Source organism: Methylobacter sp. BBA5.1 (genome assembly GCF_000746145.1).
GTDB lineage: Bacteria > Pseudomonadota > Gammaproteobacteria > Methylococcales > Methylomonadaceae > Methylobacter > Methylobacter marinus.
Map to the genome: position 1 here is coordinate 12,170 of NZ_JQKS01000018.1, position 18,713 is coordinate 30,882.

Genomic DNA, 18,713 nt, shown 5'->3' on the forward strand with positions numbered 1-18,713 from the left:
TTTCAGGCAGGCTTGTCAATAACAAAACTCAATGTTCACAACAGTCGTTGCTTTCAAGTAACGACTGATTGCTCTAAACAGCCAAGCGCTCAAGTCTGAACGTACGTAATAAGCTCCTGTTTATGTCATCTTTCCTGCAATCCCCCGATATTTTTGTCGCATTTGTCGTATAACCGACATTAATTTGTGGTTTTATCGCCACCTTGCCGGCGTTATTTTCCGCATTGATAAAAAGGTTTTTCTAACCCGTCAATCCGGTATGAATGTTGCAATAGCATTGCGGAGCAGTGTCGGCGGGGGAGTCATGCCGGTCACCGCGCTGGATAAAAACAGGCACTGAAGAACGTCCACGAACCGCCGCCGGCCGTGCGTTCATCGAGTAGCCGGATAACAACGCCAGGAGTTCCTGAATGAATGAAACCTTTTACGATGTCATGCGCAGGCAAGGCATCACGCGCCGCAGTTTTCTCAAGTTCTGCAGCCTGACCGCTGCTTCGTTAGGGCTTTCTCCCGCTTTCGCTCCCAAAATCGCGCATGCGATGGAGACCAAGCCGCGCATTCCGGTGCTGTGGCTGCATGGCCTGGAATGTACCTGTTGTTCGGAATCCTTTATCCGTTCCGGCCATCCCTTGGCCAAGGACGTGATCCTGTCGATGCTGTCGCTGGATTACGACGACACCATCATGGCGGCGGCCGGCCATAACGCCGAAGCCATCGTCGACGAGATCGTGGAAAAATACAAAGGCAACTACATCCTGGCCGTGGAAGGCAATCCGCCGCTAGCCGAGGACGGCATGTACTGCATCATCGGCGGCAAGCCGTTCGTCGAGCAGCTGAAATATGCCGCCGAAAGCTGCAAGGCCATCATCTCCTGGGGCTCCTGCGCATCGTGGGGTTGCGTGCAGGCCGCCAAACCCAACCCGACCCGGGCGACGCCGGTGCACAAAGTGCCGGGTCTGGCCGACAAGCCGATTATCAAAGTCCCCGGCTGCCCGCCGATTGCCGAAGTCATGACCGCCGTGGTGGCGTACTTGCTGACTTTCGACAAGCTGCCGACGCTGGACAAGCAAGGCCGGCCGCAGATGTTCTACAGCCAGCGCATTCACGACAAATGTTACAGAAGGCCGCATTTCGACGCCGGCCAGTTCGTCGAACACTGGGACGACGAAGCCGCCCGCCAGGGCCATTGCCTGTACAAAATGGGCTGCAAGGGGCCGACCACCTATAACGCCTGCTCGACGGTGCGCTGGAACGAAGGCACGTCATTTCCGATCCAGGCCGGCCACGGCTGCATCGGCTGTTCCGAAGACGGTTTCTGGGATAAAGGCAGTTTCTACGAGCGCCTCACCGACATCAACCAATTCGGCATCGAGGCCAACGCCGATGCCGTCGGCGGCACCGCGGCGGCCGTGGTCGGCGCCGGCATTGCCGCGCATGCGGGCCTTACGGCATTGAAACGGGCCAGACAATCAGGAGCTGAACAACAATGACAGTCAGAAACACCCCCAACGGCTTCCATCTGAACGATGCCGGCCGCCGCGTCGTGGTCGATCCGGTCACGCGCATCGAAGGACACATGCGCTGCGAAGTCAATATCGACGACGACAACATCATCCGCAACGCCGTCTCCAGCGGCACCATGTGGCGCGGCCTGGAAGTGATCCTGAAAGGCCGCGACCCGCGCGACGCCTGGGCCTTCGTGCAGCGCATCTGCGGCGTCTGCACCGGCACCCATGCCCTGACCTCGGTGCGCGCGGTGGAAGATGCGCTGAAGATCAAAATTCCTGAAAACGCCAATTCGATCCGCAACCTGATGCAGCTCAGCCTGCAGGTGCAGGACCATCTGGTGCATTTTTATCATCTGCATGCGCTGGACTGGGTCAATCCGGTCAACGCCCTGAAAGCCGATCCGGCCGCGACTTCGGCGCTGCAGCAATCGATTTCGCCGCACAATCCCAAATCCTCGCCCGGCTATTTCCGCGACACGCAGAATCGTCTGCTGAAGTTCGTCGAATCCGGCCAGTTGGGCCCGTTCAAGAACGGCTACTGGACCAATCCGGCTTATCTATTGCCGCCGGAAGCTGACCTGATGGCCGTGACCCATTATCTGGAAGCGCTGGATTTTCAAAAAGACATCATGAAAATCCGCACCATCTTCGGCGGCAAGGACCCGCATCCGAACTGGCTGGTCGGCGGCGTGCCTTGCGCGATCAATATCGACGGCGTCGGCGCCAACGGCGCGATCAACATGGAGCGGCTGAATCTGGTCTCGTCGCTTATCGACCGCACCATCGATTTTATCGATCAGGTCTACATCCCCGATTTGCTGGCCATCGCCCAGTTCTACAAAGGCTGGCTGTACGGCGGCGGCATTTCCGGTCAAAGCCTGCTGTCCTACGGCGACATCCCCGACAACGCCAACGACTACTCGGCGGCCAACCTGCTGATGCCGCGCGGCGCGATCATCAACGGCGACCTGTCCAAAGTCCATGAAGTGGATTTGACCGATCCCGAGCAGATCAAGGAATTCGTGCCGCATTCCTGGTACAAATACCCGGACGAGTCGCTGGGCCTGCATCCGTGGGACGGCGTCACCGAACCCAATTACCGCATAGGGCCGAAAACCAAGGGCAACCGCACCCACATCGAGGAACTGGACGAGTCCGCCAAGTACTCCTGGATCAAGGCCCCGCGCTGGCGCGGCCATGCGATGGAAGTCGGACCGCTGGCGCGCTATGTGATCGGCTATGCGCAAGGCAACAAGGAAATCACCGAGCAGATCGATTTCGTCCTGAAAACCCTGGACGTGCCGGTCACGGCCCTGTTCTCGACCCTGGGCAGAACCGCGGCCCGCGGCCTGGAGGCGCAATGGGCGGCCGGCAAGATGCGCTATTTCATGGACAAGATGATCGCCAACATCAAGGCCGGCGATCTGGCCACGGCCAATGTCGAGCGCTGGGACCCGGAAACCTGGCCGGACAGCGTCAAGGGCGTCGGCTTTACCGAAGCGCCGCGCGGCGCCTTGGGCCATTGGCTGAAAATCGAGAACACCAAAATCGCCAATTACCAATGCGTGGTGCCGACCACCTGGAACGGTTCGCCGCGCGATGAACAAGGCAACATCGGCGCTTTCGAGGCGGCCTTGATGAACACCAGGGTCGAGCGTCCCGAGGAACCGGTGGAAATCCTGCGCACCCTGCACAGTTTCGATCCCTGCCTGGCTTGCTCCACGCATATCATCAGCCCGGAAGGCACCGAATTAACCCACGTCAAAGTTCGCTGAGGAGCCTGATTATGAAAAGAATTATATTGACCGCCGGTCTTATCGCGTTTTCCCAAGCCGCATCGGCGCATACCGGCCTGCTGCCGACCGACGGTTTCAGCGATGGTTTCCAGCACCCGTTTCTGGGCCTGGACCATTTTCTGGTCATGCTGGGCCTGGGGTTGTGGGCGAGCAGCCAACGCCGTTTGCTCTGCAAGCAAGCGATAGGATTGTTTTTATTATTCATGGTGATAGGGGCGCTACTGGGTTTAAGCGGGATTGGTTTCGCTTATGTCGAAACGGCTATTTTGGTCTCGCTATTGCCGGTTGGCATAGCGCTGAGTTTTCCAATAGTTCCCACGCTCCGGCGTGGAAATTCAGTCTGCAACGCTCCAGCGTTGCGGGTGCGGGACGCTGGAGCGTCTGTCACGGCATTCCCACGCCGGAGCGTGGGAACGATAAAACATGGCTCGCAGAAACCAGGAAGATTTAGTCAGGCAATCATCTTAACGTCGATTGCAATCTTTGCCGCCATGCACGGACTGGCGCACGGCAGCGAAATGCCGGCAGCCGCTTCGGCCTATGCTTATATCGCCGGAATTGTCTCGGGCACGGCGGTTTTGCATTTTTCCGGATTAGCTTTGGGCTTGCTCTTCAAGCGCATCAATGCGGCAGGCTTGATACGCGTCTATGGCACCCTGACCGGCCTGATCGGTGCCTGGCTGTTGCTCGCGTAAGGAATCCGCCATGACTCAACCTGCATCTTCCACTCAAGCCGTTTATGTCTACGAAAAACCGGTACGGCTATGGCACGGCCTGAACGCCTTAGGTATCGTCGCCCTGACCGTCACCGGCTACCTGATCGCCTCGCCGCCCGCGTCAGTGAGCGGCGAGGCGTCCGATCACTTCCTGATGGGCACTATCCGGTTCGTGCATTTCGCCGCCGGCTACCTGCTGGCGATCGGCCTGCTGTTCCGGTTGTACTGGGCCTATGCCGGCAACGAACATGCCCGGCAAATCTTCCTGCCGCCGTTGTTGTCGCGAAAATTCTGGCAAGGCGTCGGCCATGAAATCCTGTGGTATGCCCTGCTCGTCAAGGAACCGCGCAAATACACCGGCCACAATCCATTGGCGTTGCTGGCCATGCATTTCGCCTTCGTCTGGGGCACGCTGTTCATGATAATCACCGGCTTTGCGCTGTACGGCGAAGGCACGGGGCAAGGCAGCTGGCAATACGCGCTGTTCAGCAGTTGGGTGCTGCCGGTGTTCGGCGACAGCCAAAGCCTGCACAGCTGGCACCATCTGGTCATGTGGCTGATCGTGTGCTTCGTGCTGATCCACGTTTACGTCGCCGTGCGCGAGGACAGACTGTCCCGCCAGAGCATTCTGTCGACGATGGCGACCGGCTGGCGCACCTTCAAGGACGACAAACCGCTGGACGACATCCATTGACCATGAACATTTTACTGCTAGGCATAGGCAACGTGCTGTGGGCCGACGAAGGCTTCGGCGTTCGCGTGATCGAACATCTGCAAAAAAACTACCGCTTCCCCGACCGGGTCAAGGTCATGGACGGCGGAACCCAGGGCGTTTATCTGGTCGAACATGTGCGGGCCGCCGATGTATTGATCGTATTCGATGCCGTCGATTACGGCCTGCCGCCCGGCACGCTGAAGCGGGTCGAAAACGATGACGTGCCGCATTTTCTCGGCGCCAAAAAGATGAGCCTGCATCAAACCGGATTTCAGGAAGTGCTGGCGATGGCGCAAATGCTGGGCGATTATCCCCGGCACCTGCTGCTGATCGGCGTGCAGCCGGAGGAACTGGACGACTACGGCGGCAGCCTGCGGCCGTCGGTCAAGGCGCAGATTCAACCGGCGATCGACATGGCGCTTGATTTTCTGAAGGCTTTCGGCATTACGGCCGAAACGACCTGCACGGATGGCGAGCTGGCCGACCCGGTGCTGGACATGCATCGCTATGAACAGGAACGCCCCCCGGCAGACCAGGCCTGCCGCATCGGCGACGAACGTATCCTGCTGTCCGATGCATTTGAGGTGCGCCCGCCGCAACCCGCGGACGAAAACACATTGCAAGTCGATGTCGATTACCGGGGCAAATACTGATGTGTATCGGCATCCCCATGCAGATCATCGAGCCGCGCGGCGAATCGGCGCTGTGCGTTCATAATGGCCGGGAAAGCCTGATCGACATGATGCTGGTCGGCCCGCAGCCGGCCGGCACCTGGCTGCTGGTTTTTCTCGACACCGCGCGTGAAGTGCTCAGCGAACAGAAAGCCCGGCAAATCGCCGATGCGCTGGAAGCCGTGCATCTGGCGATGCAGGGCGAGAGCCGGATAGACCATTTATTTGCCGACTTGGTCGATCGGGAACCCCAATTACCGGAGTTTTTAAAACCATGACATCGCCGCTGATTACCCAATTGCAAACCCGCCACGGCTATCCTTTGCTGGATGCGGACAGTTACGATCATTTCGTTTACGGCGCCGAAACGAGCGTGCTGTTTTTTTGTAACGATCCCGTTCAGTTTCCGGAAAGCCATGACGTCGCGGTGATTCTGCCGGAATTGGTCAAGGCATTCAGCGGCCGGCTGCAGGCTGCGGTCATCGACCGGTCCATAGAGCGGGAGTTACAGGCAAGATTCCGCTTTACCGGCTGGCCGTCGCTGGTGTTTTTGCGTAACGGCGAGTATTTAGGCGCCATCACCGGCATTAAGGACTGGCAGGAATACAGGCAGGAAACCGCGCGGATTCTGGTCGCCGCGCCCGGCGAGCCGCCCGTTTTCGATCTGGATAAAGTCTGTGGAGCACGTTGAATTTTGGAACCCGTAGGGTACGCACCGCGTACCTTTCCCAAACGTTCCAGGCATTCAAAATCTAAACAAAGGTACGAGACTGTGAAAGTATTCAATTTAAAAGATTTAACCACGAAGGACACGAAGCACACGAAGTTTTAAGTTATTGATTAATTTTATTTTTTCTTCGTGTCCTTCGTGATCTTCGTGGTGAATAAGGCTTTTTATGACGCTTTTCACTAATTCTTTCACAGTCTGGTACCAGACTGTGAAAGAATTCAGAATTTTTCTCTTCAATGTCTATATGTTGTTATATAAAAATATTGAATACACAGTATATTGTGTTGGAAATTTTAAAAAACGAATACTTTCACAGCCTCGTACGCGATGCGTACCCTACATTAATAACCAGCCAGCGAAATCAATAAACCTGAAACTATGAACTCAATCTCCCTCCCAATTTTCGGCCAGGGCAGCCAGCCTCCGGAAGAAGACGGCGTCGAACTGGACTACCTGCAAATGCCGCAGGAAATGGCGACCTACCGCATGCCGCAGGTTTCGGCGGAATTAAACGCGGCGGATCTGGCGCAGGCCAAAACCGCCTTGCGGCAACTGGAACAGAATCTGGCTGCATTTCCTTCGGTTTCCGAAGCTATTGACCTGACCAGGCTGAATCAGCCCAACCGGCAATTCATCAACGAACTGCTAGGCGAAGGCGAAGTCAGCCTGATCTGTTCCGGCAGGCAGGACATCCGCATTCAGGAATCGGTGCTGGCCGGCGTCTGGCGCCTGCAACAGCTCGACGGCCGACAACAGATCGTCGCCGATACGGTGGAAGTCGGCATTATTCCGCAGCACGCAGTTCAATCGGCTTTCAACGGCGCGGCCGGCCAAATCGACACGCATTGGACGGCACTGCCGGAAGGCGTGATGAATGCGCCACCGCTGCTGGCCGAACTCAATGCCAAGATCGCCGAATACCGGCCAGGCGGCGAGGCGCATATCATCAACTTGAGCCTGCTGCCGCAGACCGAACAGGATCTGGCGTTCCTGGAGCAGCGGCTGGGCCGGGGCCCGGTAACGATACTGTCCCGAGGCTACGGCAACTGCCGGATCACCGCGACCGGCACCCGTTTCGTCTGGTGGGTACGGTATTTCAATTCCCAGGACACCCTGATTCTCAACACCCTGGAAGTCAGCGATGTGCCCAGCGTGGCCTGCGCCTCGCCGGAAGACATAGCAGACAGCCATGAGCGCCTGCAGGAAATACTGAAGGTGTATTCATGAGCACAGCCTTTTTTGCCGGCGCCTTTGGCGGCGATGCTTCCGGATTGCCGCAGGAGACCCGGCTGGAATGCAAAATCTGCTGGCATGTCTATGATCCGGCAGAGGGCGACGAGATCTGGCAAATACCGCCCGGCACGGCTTTTTCGCACTTACCCGAACACTGGAGCTGCCCGCAGTGCGGCGCGCCCAAACAGGATTTTCTGGTGCTGGACGACTGAACATGCAGTGGCGGAATGTCGAACAAATCAGCTGTGCGCTGGAGACAGTATTCAACGGCGTTCTGGAAACACGCATGCGCGGTGTGCCGATTATCAACCCCGCGCTTTCGGTGCAGGCCATCGGTTTCAATCCTTTTAACGGAGACTGGCCGGGCGTGCTGATTACACCCTGGTTCATGAACCTGCTGTTGTTGCCGGGACCGGACAGCCAGTGGCGTGAACAGCCGCCCGGCGGCAAATTTCAGCAGTCTTTCCCGTATGGCACATTCGAATTTACGCTGGCCCGCGAAGCGCAATTAGGGACTTATGCGCTGTGTTCGCTGTTCTCGCCGATGTTTCAGTTCGAGAATCAGTCAGCCGCTCTGGCTGCGGCGCAAGCCGCGTTGCAAGGCTTGCTAACCGTCCCGGCGGCGCGCGCCGTCAGCCGGCGGGACCTGCTGCGCGGCGCTTTCGGAAGCCGTTGAGCGATGCCGACCGGCGCTGTCCATATCGAACTGCATCACCGCGCCGGACGCGCGATGGAAGCGCGCGTCGTCTCCGCCCGGCCCGAAGCGGCGCGGGCATTGCTCGGCAAAACACCGGAACAAGTCCTGTCCAGCGTGCCGCTGCTGTTTACACTGTGCGGCAATGCCCAAGCCTACGCCGCGCTGCTGGCCTGCCGCGCCGCATTGGGCATGGCGGCCGAACCCGAAGCCGATGCAGCCCGCGATCTGTTGGTGCAACAGGAAACCCTGCGCGAGCACGCCTGGCGGATTTTGCTGGACTGGCCGGGCCTGGTCGGCCTGGAACCGGATAAAAAAGACGTGGCGGCGCTGCTGAAATTCGATGCGCTTTTCAAGCGGCATCTGTTCCAAGGTGGCGAGGCCTACAGGCTCGACAGCCGGCTCGACATCGATGCCATGCCGTTTACGCGGCTGACGGCCGAATTGGAAGCGCTGATCGACGCCGCAATTTTTAAAGGTCGGCTTGCCGGTTTTCGGATGATAACCGGCGAAACGCAGCTGCTCGACTGGCTGCGCCAAAACGATGCGCTGCCGGCCAGCCTGCTGAGCGATTTGTATAACCGGAACTGGACGGCAATCGGACAAAACGACATCGCCTGCCTGCCCGAGCTTGAGGCGGAGGCTTTAAACCGGCAGATGCGGAATGAGGATTTGACTGCGTTCTGCCGGACGCCGTGCTGGCTGGGCCGCTGCTTTGAATCGACGCCATTGGCGCGGCAACGGTCGCATCCCCTCATCGCCGGATTGCAAAACCGTTACGGCAACAGTCTGATGGTGCGTTTTCTGGTCTGTTTACTGGAAGTGGCAGCGATAACGAGGCGGTTAAGCCGGTTTGACGGGCAAAAAGTTAAACAGATATTCACTCCGGGTATCGGCGGCATCGGCCTGGCCCAGGTTCAGGCCGCGCGCGGCCTGTTGATTCATCGTCTGGAACTGCGGCATGGGCGGGTGTATGATTACCGGATTGTCGCGCCCACGGAATGGAATTTCCATCCCGAAGGCGCCGTCGCCCAAGGCTTGAAGCGCTTGGAAGCCGAAGATCCGAACGCGCTGCGGCGGCAGGCGGAACTATTGATCAACGCCGTGGACCCATGCGTACGATACAATTTAACGCTGACGGACAGCGATAGCGAGACAAAAAATTATGCATGACAAACTACCGAGAACGGATTTGCACTTACCCGAAGGGTACATGGCAGGGATTCCCATGCATGACAAATCCGCCGGGAGCGGATTTGCATTTACCCGAAGGGTGCATGGCAGGGATTGCCATGCATGAAATGTCGTTATGCGAAAGCGTTTTGCAGATACTGGAACAACAGGCGGAAGCCCAGCAATACCGCAAAGTCAAAACGGTCTGGCTGGAAATCGGCGCCCTGGCCGGCGTCGAGATCGAGGCGCTGCGTTTCAGTTTCGATGTTGTCGTACAAGGCTCGCTGGCCGACCAGGCCCGCCTTGAAATCATCGAAGTGCCGGGCCAGGCCTGGTGCCTGCCGTGCGGGCGCAACGTGGCCGTGCGGCAGTTATACGATCAATGCCCGCGCTGCGGCAGTCATCAATTGCAGATCAACGGCGGCGATCAAATGCGAATCAAAGAACTGGAGGTAGAATAATGTGCGGCGTATGCGGCTGCGGCGAGGGCCATTCCCACTCGCACGATCATGATCATTCCCATGATCACCATCATCACGACCATGACCACGAACACGGCGCGGCGCACGCTCACGCCCCGGATTTGAGCCCGGCGCGCATGGTGCGGATCGAACAGGATATTCTGGCCAAGAACAATCGTTACGCCGCGGAAAACCGCCGCTATTTCAATGAACGCGGCATGCTGGTGCTGAATCTGGTCTCCAGCCCCGGCTCCGGCAAGACCACGCTGCTGACCGAAACCATCGCCCGGCTGAAAGACGACACCGGCATCGCGGTGATCGAAGGCGACCAGCAAACCGCCCGCGACGCCGAACGCATCCGCGCCACCGGCGTGCAGGCGGTGCAGATCAATACCGGCAAAGGCTGCCATCTCGACGCGCACCGCGTCGGGCATGCGCTGGAAAGCCTGCAGCCGGACAGCCATAGCCTGTTGTTCATCGAAAACGTCGGCAATCTGGTCTGCCCTTCGTCGTTCGATCTGGGCGAGGCGCACAAGGTGGTGATCCTGTCTGTCACCGAAGGCGAGGACAAGCCGATCAAATACCCCGACATGTTCCATGCCGCCGACCTGATGATTTTGAACAAGACCGACCTGCTGCCGTATCTGGACTTCGACAGCGAACAATGCATCAGTTACGCGAAACAGGTCAATCCGCGCATCAAGGTCCTGTCGCTGTCGGCCAGAACCGGCGAAGGCATGGACAACTGGCTGCGCTGGCTGAAGGCCGAACTGGAACTGCAGCGCATCGCCTATGCTTAATGATCGCTACCGTAGGGAACGCAGCGCGTACCTTCTGGATTTTGATCGAGCAATTTGAAGCCGGTACGCAATGCGTACCCTACGTCTGAGGAAATCGAAAGTTATGTGCCTGGCTCTGCCCGCTCAAATCATCGCCATCGATCCCGATTCGGGGATGGCGACCGCCTCGGTCGACAACGTCAAGGTCGAAGTGTCGCTGGCCCTCGTCGATGATGTCGAGGTCGGCGACTACGTACTGGTGCATGTCGGTTATGCGCTGAACAAAATCGACGAGGACGAAGCCCTGAAAACGCTGGCCTTGTTCGCCGAAGCCGGATTCACGTCAAAGCCATGAAATACATCAGCGAATTCAGGCAACAGGACCTCGCCCGCCAATTAGCCCGGGCCATCGCGCAAACCGTCGATCCCGACCGCCGTTACCGGCTGATGGAGTTCTGCGGCGGCCATACCCATGCCATTTTCCGCTACGGCGTGCAGGACCTGATGCCGGCCAATGTCGAATTCATCCACGGCCCCGGCTGTCCGGTCTGCGTCTTGCCGACCGGGCGCATCGACAACGCGATCCAGCTGGCCGAACGGCATGAGGTAATACTCTGCACCTATGCCGACCTGATGCGCGTGCCGGCCACCGGCCGCAACAGCCTGCTGAAGGCCAAGGCCGGCGGCTGCGACATCCGCATGGTTTATTCCACACAGGACGTCCTGAAAATCGCCCGCGACAATCCGGATCGCCCCGTGGTGTTCTTCGCCATCGGCTTCGAAACCACCACGCCGCCGACCGCCGTCGCCATCAAACAGGCGCAGGCCGAACGGCTGGCCAATTTTTCGGTGTTCTGCAACCATGTGCTGACGCCCGCCGCAATGCTGGCGATACTGGACGCGCCGCAGCCGGTTTCTATCGATGCCTTTCTCGGACCTTCCCACGTCAGCACGATCATCGGCAGCCAGGCCTATGAGCCGTTCGCCGAGCACCATGCCAAACCCATCGTTATCGCCGGCTTCGAACCCTTGGACGTGATGCAGTCGGCACTGATGCTGATCCGACAGCTGAACGAAGGCCGGCACGAGGTCGAAAACGAATACAGCCGCGCCGTCACCCGGCAAGGCAATGTGAAGGCGCAAGCGCTGATGCGGGAAGTGTTCGAGTTGCGGCCGCAATTCGAATGGCGCGGCCTGGGCCTGATTCCTGACAGCGCGTTGAAGCTGAAACCCGACTACGCCGACTTCGACGCCGAACAGCGTTTCAGCCTGCCTGCCATTCAGGCATCCGACGTCAAAGGCTGCGAATGCCCGACCATCCTGCGCGGCGCGAAAAAGCCGCAGGACTGCAAGTTGCTGGGCACGGTCTGCACGCCGGAAAATCCTATGGGGTCTTGTATGGTGTCGTCGGAGGGAGCTTGCGCGGCATACTGGTCGTATGGACGGTTGAGTCGTAGGTCGGGTTAGCGCAGCGTAACCCGACATTTGCCGCTACCTTTATCAAGCTACTTTGCAATACGGGAATCCATTCAATGCCCAAACCCTACACATCATCCCTTAACCTGACAACCGGCAAGGTCGACCTGAGCCACGGCGGCGGCGGGCGAGCGATGGCCCAACTGGTCGACGAGCTGTTCATCAGGCATTTCGATAATGACCTGCTGCGGCAGCGCAACGATCAGGCGCTGTTTGCCGTACCGGCGGGGCGGCTGGTGATCAGCACCGACGGCCATGTGATTTCGCCGCTGTTTTTTCCGGGCGGCGATATCGGCTCGCTGGCGGTGCACGGCACCGTCAATGACGTGTCGATGTCCGGCGCGCGGCCGCTGTATCTGGCGGCCGGGTTCATCCTGGAAGAAGGATTGCCGCTGGCCGATCTGGAAAAAATCGTCATCAGTATGGCCGCCGCTGCCCGCCAGGCCAACACGCCTGTCGTCACCGGTGATACCAAGGTGGTGGAGCGCGGCAAGGGCGACGGCGTTTTCATCACCACGACCGGCGTCGGCATCGTGCCGGAAGGCGTCAATCTTTCAGGCGACCGCGCGCGGCCTGGCTGCGCAATTTTGGTCAGCGGTTCAATCGGCGATCACGGCGTCGCCATCATGGCTGGGCGGGAAAACCTGCAATTCGGCACCAGCATCATCTCCGATTCCGCCGCGCTGAACGGCCTGGTCGCCGAGATGGTGGCGATCGCGCCGGACGCCATTCATTGCCTGCGCGACCCGACCCGAGGCGGCCTGGCGACGGCCCTGAACGAACTGGCCCGGCAATCCGGGGTCGGCATGGTCGTCGACGAGACGCGGATTCCCATAAAAGCTGAAGTCAAAGCCGCCTGCGAAATTCTCGGCCTGGACCCGCTGTATGTCGCCAACGAGGGCAAACTGGTCTGCATCTGCGCCGCCGATGCCGCCCAACGCCTGCTGGCGGTGATGCGGCGGCACCCGCTGGGCCGTGACGCCGCAATCATCGGCGAAGTCGTCGACGATGCGCACGGCTTCGTACAAATGCTCACCACCTTCGGCGGCAGGCGCATCGTCGACTGGCCGGTCGGCGAGCAGTTGCCGCGCATCTGCTGATGGCCGGCAAGGCGATCCGGGCGCGCGGCGTGGTCCAGGGCGTCGGCTTCCGGCCGGCGATCTGGCATCTGGCCCGGCTGCACCGGCTGACCGGATCGGTGTGGAACGACGCCGAGGGGGTTATGATCCACGCCTTCGGCAACGAAGCGGACCTGGACGCCTTCATCCACGACATTCCGCTGCAACTGCCGCCGCTGGCCCGGCTCGACAGCCTGGAGGCGCAGGATTTAAACGCACCGCCGGATGACGAATTCCGCATCGTTGCCAGCCGCGAAAATCACGGCGCCCAAACCCCGATCGCCGCCGACGCCGCCACCTGCCCCGACTGCTTGGCCGAAATCGCCGACCCCGCCAATCGCCGCTACCGCTATCCGTTCACCAATTGCACGCACTGCGGCCCGCGGCTGTCCATCGTCCGGGGTGTGCCTTATGACCGCTGCCGCACCAGCATGGCGGAGTTTGCGATGTGCCCGCGATGCCGGCATGAATATGACGACCCAAACGACCGCCGCTTCCACGCCCAGGCCAATTGCTGTCCCGACTGCGGCCCCAGGCTGTGGCTGGAGAATGACAACAGGGAAACCTGGCATTGCGATGATCCGGTCACACAAGCGGCCGAACTGATTCGGCAGGGGGTTATCGTCGCCGTCAAGGGCCTGGGCGGCTTTCATCTGGCCTGCAATGCCGCCGATCCGAACGCCGTTGCGCGGCTGCGGCAACGCAAGCGGCGCCATGCCAAACCGTTCGCCCTGATGGCCCGCGATGCGGACATGATCGCTCGCCACGCCCGGTTGGGCGAACAGGAAAGCCGGGCTCTGCATGACAAAGCCGCTCCTATCGTGCTGCTGGCCGCGCACGGCATGACGCTGGCGCCCGGCATCGCACCGGATGACGACAAGCTGGGTTTCATGCTGCCCTACACGCCTTTGCACAGTCTGCTGATGCAGGCGCTGGACGCGCCTATCGTGCTGACCTCCGGCAACATCAGCGACGAACCGCAATGCACGGACAACGATGAAGCCCGGGAAAAGCTGGCCGGCATCGCCGATTATTGGCTGCTGCACGACCGGGCCATCGTCAACCGGCTGGACGATTCGGTGGCGAGGCTGATGGACGGCCGTATCCGGCAGCTGCGGCGGGCGCGCGGTTACAGTCCGGAGACGCTGCCCCTGCCGGCGGGCTTCGAAGCGGCCGATAACATTCTGGCCATGGGCGCGGAATTGAAGAACAGTTTCTGTCTGCTGAACAACGGCCGGGCTATCGTTTCCCAGCACATCGGCGACCTGGAAAACGCCGCCGTGCAGCACGATTACCGCAATGCCATTGCGCTGTACCGGCGGTTATTCGGCTTCACGCCCAAACGCATCGCCGTCGATCTGCATCCAGGCTATCTGTCTACAGAGTACGGGCATGCATTGGCGGAAATAGAACCAGCGGAGCTAGTCGCGGTACAGCATCACCACGCCCACCTGGCCGCCTGTCTGGCCGAGCATGGCATACCCCTGGATACGCGCCCGGTGCTGGGCGCGATCTTCGACGGTTCAGGACTGGGCGATGACGGCGCGCTATGGGGCGGCGAATTCTTGCTGGCCGATTACCGAAGTTACACCCGGCTCGGCCATTTCCAGCCCATCGCCCTGCCCGGCGGCGCCCAGGCCATGCGCGAACCCTGGCGCAACGCTTATGCGCAACTGCTGCATTATTTTGACTGGCCGGCGCTGCGGCAGGAATTCGACGGGCTGAACATCATCACATTGCTGACCGGCAAGCCGCTGGATACGCTGGCGACGATGATTGCCAGACAGCTCAACTCGCCGCTCAGCAGTTCCTGCGGCCGCTGGTTCGACGCCTTTGCCGCCGCGCTGGACCTGCATGCCGAACAGGTCCATTACGAAGGCCAGGCCGCGATTGCGCTGGAAACGCTGGCAACGCCGCTGTTCGCCGATGAACGGCCCTACCCGCAAGCCTGGACGGCCGATAACGACGGCGGCCTGCAGGAATTAAACTGGCGCGGCTTATGGCGAGCCGTACTGGCCGATCTCCAATGCGGCACGGACAGAGCCCGCATCGCCGCCCGCATCCATCACAGCCTGATTGCCGCGACCGTCGAACGGCTGAACCGGCTCTGCCGTCAGACCAGCGCCGACTGTATTGTGCTCAGCGGCGGCGTATTCCAGAATCGGCTGCTGCTGGAAGCCGTATCCCGGCAATTGCGGCTGGCCGGCAAGACCGTCCTGTCGCCGCAGCGCTATCCGATGAACGACGGCGGCCTGGCATTGGGACAGGCGGCGGTTGCCGCTGCGCGAAGTATTTAACCTGGATATTTCATTACGAACGATCGCATGGCTGCAGGAAGTAGAGCAACGCAGGAGCAGCGTAGCGGTGTGCCGAGAGGAGCAAATATCTGTCCCTGAGGTCGTTTGTATCCTCTGTGCTCTCTGTGTTCTCTGTGGTTTTATGAAATTTTCGGGCTATCCTAAAGCGGACGATCTCCGGGCGTAAAACTCGCGGCATTCGCGCTCCCGGCCGCGCACGACGCGCTTGCCCTGCAGCGGTCCTTTGGTTTCGGTGACGACCGTGTATTGCCCTTCATGATGCTGGTCGTCGTAGAAGTAAATAACCACCCAGTCCTTGATCCGGTTGAGTTGGTGGGCGCGCGAGGTGTTCGAGTACAAGGCCGTGAAATGCCAGCCGTTGCGGGTTTTGTGCATGATCGGCAGCCAGGCTTCGCCGGACGGATTGAAGCGTTTGGGCGCGATTTTGGGCAGTTCTTCCTCGTCGGCTTTGGTCAGGTAAAGATAGTCGATTTCCAGCAGTAATTCGATCGGCACCTCGACGGTCGGCGCCTGCGTTTTTTTACGCGGGCGTCGATAGCCCAGAATGCGATCCAGCCAGGCCTGGATCATTTCGGTTTTGTTCCGGCTAAAGCCCGGCACGGCCGCGAGCCGCCCGTCATGCGCGGCCATTTCCAGCTCTTCCAGCGTATCGATATGCAGCGTTTCCAGCAAGCGATGCGCCAGGGTCGGGCCGATGCCCGGAATCTGTTCGAACAGTTCGATGGGATCATGGCCGGTTTTCAGGCTGTCCAGCCGGCTCATGCGCCCTGTGGTGGCGTATTCGCAGATCGAGCGGGCGATGCCGGAGCCGATGCCGGGCAGTTCGGTCAGGCCGTCGATGCCCTCCTTTTCGACGATCTCGGACACCGGCCGGTCGAGTTCGTCAACCGTAACCGCGGCCCGTAGATAGGCGGTCGAACGGAACGGATTGGCGCCCTGATCCTCAAGCAATCGGGCAATTTCCCGCAATCTGTCGGAAACTTCTTTGTTGATCATAAAGCGGTCCTCGCGCCCATTATGGCCTGTGACCCGCAATCGGCTCGCTAAGTTCTGGTCGTTTCGGGACTGGAAAAATTTTTTAGCGCTCTGTTAAACGAGCCGAGGGCTTACGATGTCAGATGGGGGCGTTCGCAAGCAAATTTTTCGCCTGGCGTCCGCAAATAATAAAATACAATGACTCTCCCATCATTTCACAGCGAGGAACAGATAATGGCCAACAGGCAATCCCCCACGATAGCGAATCCCTCCGTTATCGTTCCGGTCAATCCGGCCATCGAGAACTACCTGCTCAGCCTCACCGGCCCTACCGATCACCCGGTATTGGCCGAGATGGAAGAGTATGCAAGGCAGCATAATTTCCCCATCGTCGATCGTCTGGTGGGTATTTTTCTGGAAACGCTGGCGAAAAGCATCGGTGCCCGGCGCGTATTCGAGTTCGGCAGCGGTTACGGTTATTCGGCTTACTGGTTCGCGCGCGCGGTCGGTCCTGAAGGCACCGTGATCTGCAGCGACGGCGATGCCATCAATCTGCGGAAAGCGGGGGACTATCTCAGCGCCGCCGGGTTATGGGACAGGGTCGATTTTCATACCGGATCGGCACAGGACATCTTCGCTCAAACCGAAGGACTGTTTGACATCTGCTACAACGATGTCGATAAAGGCGATTATCCTGAGGTCTGGAGAATGGCCCGAGACCGCGTCCGCCCCGGCGGCCTGTATATCGCCGATAATGTGCTCTGGCACGGCCGCGTGGCGGCGGAAAATTTTGTCGATATTGTGCCGGGCTGGACCGAGGCGATACTGGAGCACAATCTGTTGGTCTTTAACGATCCCGATTTTGACAGTTTTATCAACCCGACGCGGGACGGCGTGATTGTCGCGCGTAAAAAAACAGCCTGACAGCAATACAAGTGCCGCCGGCTGTTCATTCATGGTTTTGCATGGCTTTGGACAGCTGCCGCATTTGCCCGGCATCCAGCCACTTCTTGCACCAGACGTTCAGCGCCCGCGCATCGCCCTGCATCAGCTTAAACTCTTGCCGGGCCAGTCCGGGCTGTTCCGTGGGCCACCAGGAATGCGCCTCCAGCTGTCTTTGCAGATAATCGCGCGCGGCTTCATAACTGGACTCGGTTATTCTGGAATTGCGTGTCGCCATCTTGATCACCCGTTTATGCTGATTATGGACTGGACAGATTTTATGATTATTGGAAACTCAAAAAACCATCAAGTTCCTGATTAATAACAGTTGATTTAAACCACTAACACTGCTTTATCCCACCTCTTTGAAACATCATGCCGACAAATTTATCAACTACCGCGATTTTATTCTGATGCGCATCCCATTAGCCTACCTCAGTATCATTTTAATTTGGGCCACTACACCGCTGGCGATCAAATGGAGCGGCGAAGGGCCGGGTTTTTTGTTCGGCGTGGCCGGCCGCATGAGCATCGGAATTGTCTGTGTAATAACGCTGCTGTTAATGCTGCGGCAACGTTTGGCCTGGCACGGCAAGGCGCTGCTGACTTATCTGGCCGTGGCCCTGCAAATCTACGGCGCCATGCTGTCGGTTTACTGGGCTGCGCAGTTCATTCCTTCCGGCTGGATATCGGTGATATTCGGCTTGTCGCCGTTGATCACGGCGCTGCTGTCGGCGCTCTGGCTGAAAGAACGCAGCCTGTCGCCGGGCAAATTGTTGTCTTATGGCCTAGGCGTTGGCGGTCTGGCCATCATGTTCGGATCGGCCTTGCAATTCGGTCCGGAGGCGGTGCTGGGTATCGCCGGCGTACTGGTTGCCGCCGGCCTGCAATCGGCCAGTGCCGTTTGGGTGCAGCGCATCCACGCGCAACTGCCGGCTTTGTCACAGGTCGCCGGCGGTTTGCTGCTGGCGGTGCCGGCCTATTGGCTGACCTGGTGGCTGGCCGATGGGCAATGGCCGGTTTCCTTGCCGCTTGCCAGTTTGGCCTCGATTATTTATTTAGGCGTTATCGCGACCACTATCGGCTTCGTGCTTTATTACTATGTGCTGGCCCATCTGGCCGCTACGCGCGTGGCCTTGATTACCCTGCTCTCGCCGGTACTGGCACTGATGCTTGGCCATACGGTCAATCATGAACCGCTGACCATGAAAATCGTTTCCGGTACGGCGCTGATACTGGCGGCGCTGGTTTTGCATGAGTTTTTCGACAGGATGACGAATTATTTCGTCCGGAAAACCACTGCCAGGACAAGGCGACGCTTGCGGCCCTTGGATTGACGCGCATTGCGAACCTCTTCCGGGCGAAACTATTTTGCCGCCGGCCTGTCTTCTTTTTAATTCATGTTTGG

At 59.2% G+C, this 18,713-nt stretch carries 21 protein-coding genes; 19 read left to right on the plus strand and 2 right to left on the minus strand.

Annotated elements, in window-relative coordinates:
- Positions 1 to 410 precede the first annotated feature (410 nt).
- The 17 genes from EK22_RS12085 (at position 411) to hypF (ending at position 15,367) form a co-directional block, all read left to right on the plus strand.
- Complete coding sequence (locus EK22_RS12085) at positions 411 to 1,490, plus strand: hydrogenase small subunit (RefSeq protein ID WP_036251279.1); 1,080 nt, start codon at positions 411 to 413, stop codon at positions 1,488 to 1,490.
- Complete coding sequence (locus EK22_RS12090) at positions 1,487 to 3,283, plus strand: nickel-dependent hydrogenase large subunit (protein WP_036251281.1); 1,797 nt, start codon at positions 1,487 to 1,489, stop codon at positions 3,281 to 3,283. Before EK22_RS12085 ends, EK22_RS12090 begins: the two co-directional genes overlap by 4 nt.
- Before the next feature lie 11 nt (positions 3,284 to 3,294).
- Positions 3,295 to 3,999, plus strand: coding sequence for a HupE/UreJ family protein (locus EK22_RS12095; RefSeq protein ID WP_036251283.1), 705 nt, complete (start codon positions 3,295 to 3,297; stop codon positions 3,997 to 3,999).
- A 10-nt stretch (positions 4,000 to 4,009) separates the two neighbouring features.
- Positions 4,010 to 4,714 carry a Ni/Fe-hydrogenase, b-type cytochrome subunit gene (cybH, locus tag EK22_RS12100; RefSeq protein WP_036251286.1) on the plus strand — a complete coding sequence of 235 codons (705 nt, stop codon included), beginning with the start codon at positions 4,010 to 4,012 and terminating at the stop codon, positions 4,712 to 4,714.
- 2 nt (positions 4,715 to 4,716) lie between these two features.
- On the plus strand, positions 4,717 to 5,388 hold the full coding sequence (locus EK22_RS12105; protein WP_036251289.1) for a HyaD/HybD family hydrogenase maturation endopeptidase: 672 nt from the start codon (positions 4,717 to 4,719) through the stop codon (positions 5,386 to 5,388).
- Positions 5,388 to 5,684: a HypC/HybG/HupF family hydrogenase formation chaperone gene (locus EK22_RS12110; RefSeq protein ID WP_036251291.1), complete on the plus strand. Its 297-nt coding sequence runs from the start codon at positions 5,388 to 5,390 to the stop codon at positions 5,682 to 5,684. The genes EK22_RS12105 and EK22_RS12110 overlap by 1 nt, the downstream gene beginning before the upstream one ends.
- Entirely contained in the window at positions 5,681 to 6,097 is a 417-nt protein-coding gene (locus EK22_RS12115) for a thioredoxin domain-containing protein (RefSeq protein ID WP_036251292.1), read from the plus strand. Before EK22_RS12110 ends, EK22_RS12115 begins: the two co-directional genes overlap by 4 nt.
- Positions 6,098 to 6,514: 417 nt before the next feature.
- Positions 6,515 to 7,363 (plus strand): hydrogenase expression/formation protein, encoded by an 849-nt coding sequence (locus tag EK22_RS12120; RefSeq protein ID WP_036251293.1) that lies wholly within the window; start codon positions 6,515 to 6,517, stop codon positions 7,361 to 7,363.
- Entirely contained in the window at positions 7,360 to 7,581 is a 222-nt protein-coding gene (locus EK22_RS12125; RefSeq protein WP_036251295.1) for a rubredoxin, read from the plus strand. The genes EK22_RS12120 and EK22_RS12125 overlap by 4 nt, the downstream gene beginning before the upstream one ends.
- Positions 7,582 to 7,583: 2 nt before the next feature.
- On the plus strand, positions 7,584 to 8,045 hold the full coding sequence (gene hybE / locus EK22_RS12130) for a [NiFe]-hydrogenase assembly chaperone HybE (protein ID WP_036251297.1): 462 nt from the start codon (positions 7,584 to 7,586) through the stop codon (positions 8,043 to 8,045).
- Between the two features lie 3 nt (positions 8,046 to 8,048).
- Complete coding sequence (locus EK22_RS12135; RefSeq protein WP_036251298.1) at positions 8,049 to 9,236, plus strand: nickel-dependent hydrogenase large subunit; 1,188 nt, start codon at positions 8,049 to 8,051, stop codon at positions 9,234 to 9,236.
- A 119-nt stretch (positions 9,237 to 9,355) separates the two neighbouring features.
- Positions 9,356 to 9,697, plus strand: a complete 342-nt coding sequence (gene hypA / locus EK22_RS12140; protein WP_036251412.1) for a hydrogenase maturation nickel metallochaperone HypA — start codon at positions 9,356 to 9,358, stop codon at positions 9,695 to 9,697.
- Complete coding sequence (gene hypB / locus EK22_RS12145) at positions 9,697 to 10,497, plus strand: hydrogenase nickel incorporation protein HypB (protein WP_036251299.1); 801 nt, start codon at positions 9,697 to 9,699, stop codon at positions 10,495 to 10,497. Before hypA ends, hypB begins: the two co-directional genes overlap by 1 nt.
- A gap of 103 nt (positions 10,498 to 10,600) precedes the next feature.
- Positions 10,601 to 10,831 (plus strand): HypC/HybG/HupF family hydrogenase formation chaperone, encoded by a 231-nt coding sequence (locus tag EK22_RS12150; RefSeq protein ID WP_036251300.1) that lies wholly within the window; start codon positions 10,601 to 10,603, stop codon positions 10,829 to 10,831.
- On the plus strand, positions 10,828 to 11,943 hold the full coding sequence (hypD, locus tag EK22_RS12155) for a hydrogenase formation protein HypD (protein ID WP_036251301.1): 1,116 nt from the start codon (positions 10,828 to 10,830) through the stop codon (positions 11,941 to 11,943). The genes EK22_RS12150 and hypD overlap by 4 nt, the downstream gene beginning before the upstream one ends.
- Before the next feature lie 65 nt (positions 11,944 to 12,008).
- Positions 12,009 to 13,052, plus strand: a complete 1,044-nt coding sequence (hypE, locus tag EK22_RS12160; protein WP_036251303.1) for a hydrogenase expression/formation protein HypE — start codon at positions 12,009 to 12,011, stop codon at positions 13,050 to 13,052.
- Positions 13,052 to 15,367 (plus strand): carbamoyltransferase HypF, encoded by a 2,316-nt coding sequence (gene hypF, locus EK22_RS12165; RefSeq protein WP_036251307.1) that lies wholly within the window; start codon positions 13,052 to 13,054, stop codon positions 15,365 to 15,367. The genes hypE and hypF overlap by 1 nt, the downstream gene beginning before the upstream one ends.
- A gap of 156 nt (positions 15,368 to 15,523) precedes the next feature.
- Here hypF and EK22_RS12170 read toward each other — a convergent pair whose 3' ends face one another.
- On the minus strand, positions 15,524 to 16,384 hold the full coding sequence (locus EK22_RS12170; RefSeq protein WP_036251309.1) for a helix-hairpin-helix domain-containing protein: 861 nt from the start codon (positions 16,382 to 16,384) through the stop codon (positions 15,524 to 15,526).
- Positions 16,385 to 16,597: 213 nt separating this feature from the next.
- Between EK22_RS12170 and EK22_RS12175 the strand changes: the two genes are divergently transcribed.
- Positions 16,598 to 17,287, plus strand: coding sequence for an O-methyltransferase (locus EK22_RS12175; protein WP_036251312.1), 690 nt, complete (start codon positions 16,598 to 16,600; stop codon positions 17,285 to 17,287).
- A 25-nt stretch (positions 17,288 to 17,312) separates the two neighbouring features.
- Here the strand turns inward: EK22_RS12175 and EK22_RS12180 are convergent, their stop codons facing one another.
- On the minus strand, positions 17,313 to 17,543 hold the full coding sequence (locus tag EK22_RS12180) for a hypothetical protein (protein ID WP_232216309.1): 231 nt from the start codon (positions 17,541 to 17,543) through the stop codon (positions 17,313 to 17,315).
- A 175-nt stretch (positions 17,544 to 17,718) separates the two neighbouring features.
- Between EK22_RS12180 and EK22_RS12185 the strand changes: the two genes are divergently transcribed.
- A complete protein-coding gene (locus EK22_RS12185) occupies positions 17,719 to 18,642 on the plus strand; it encodes a DMT family transporter (protein ID WP_036251415.1) in 924 nt (307 codons plus the stop codon).
- Positions 18,643 to 18,713 lie beyond the last annotated feature (71 nt).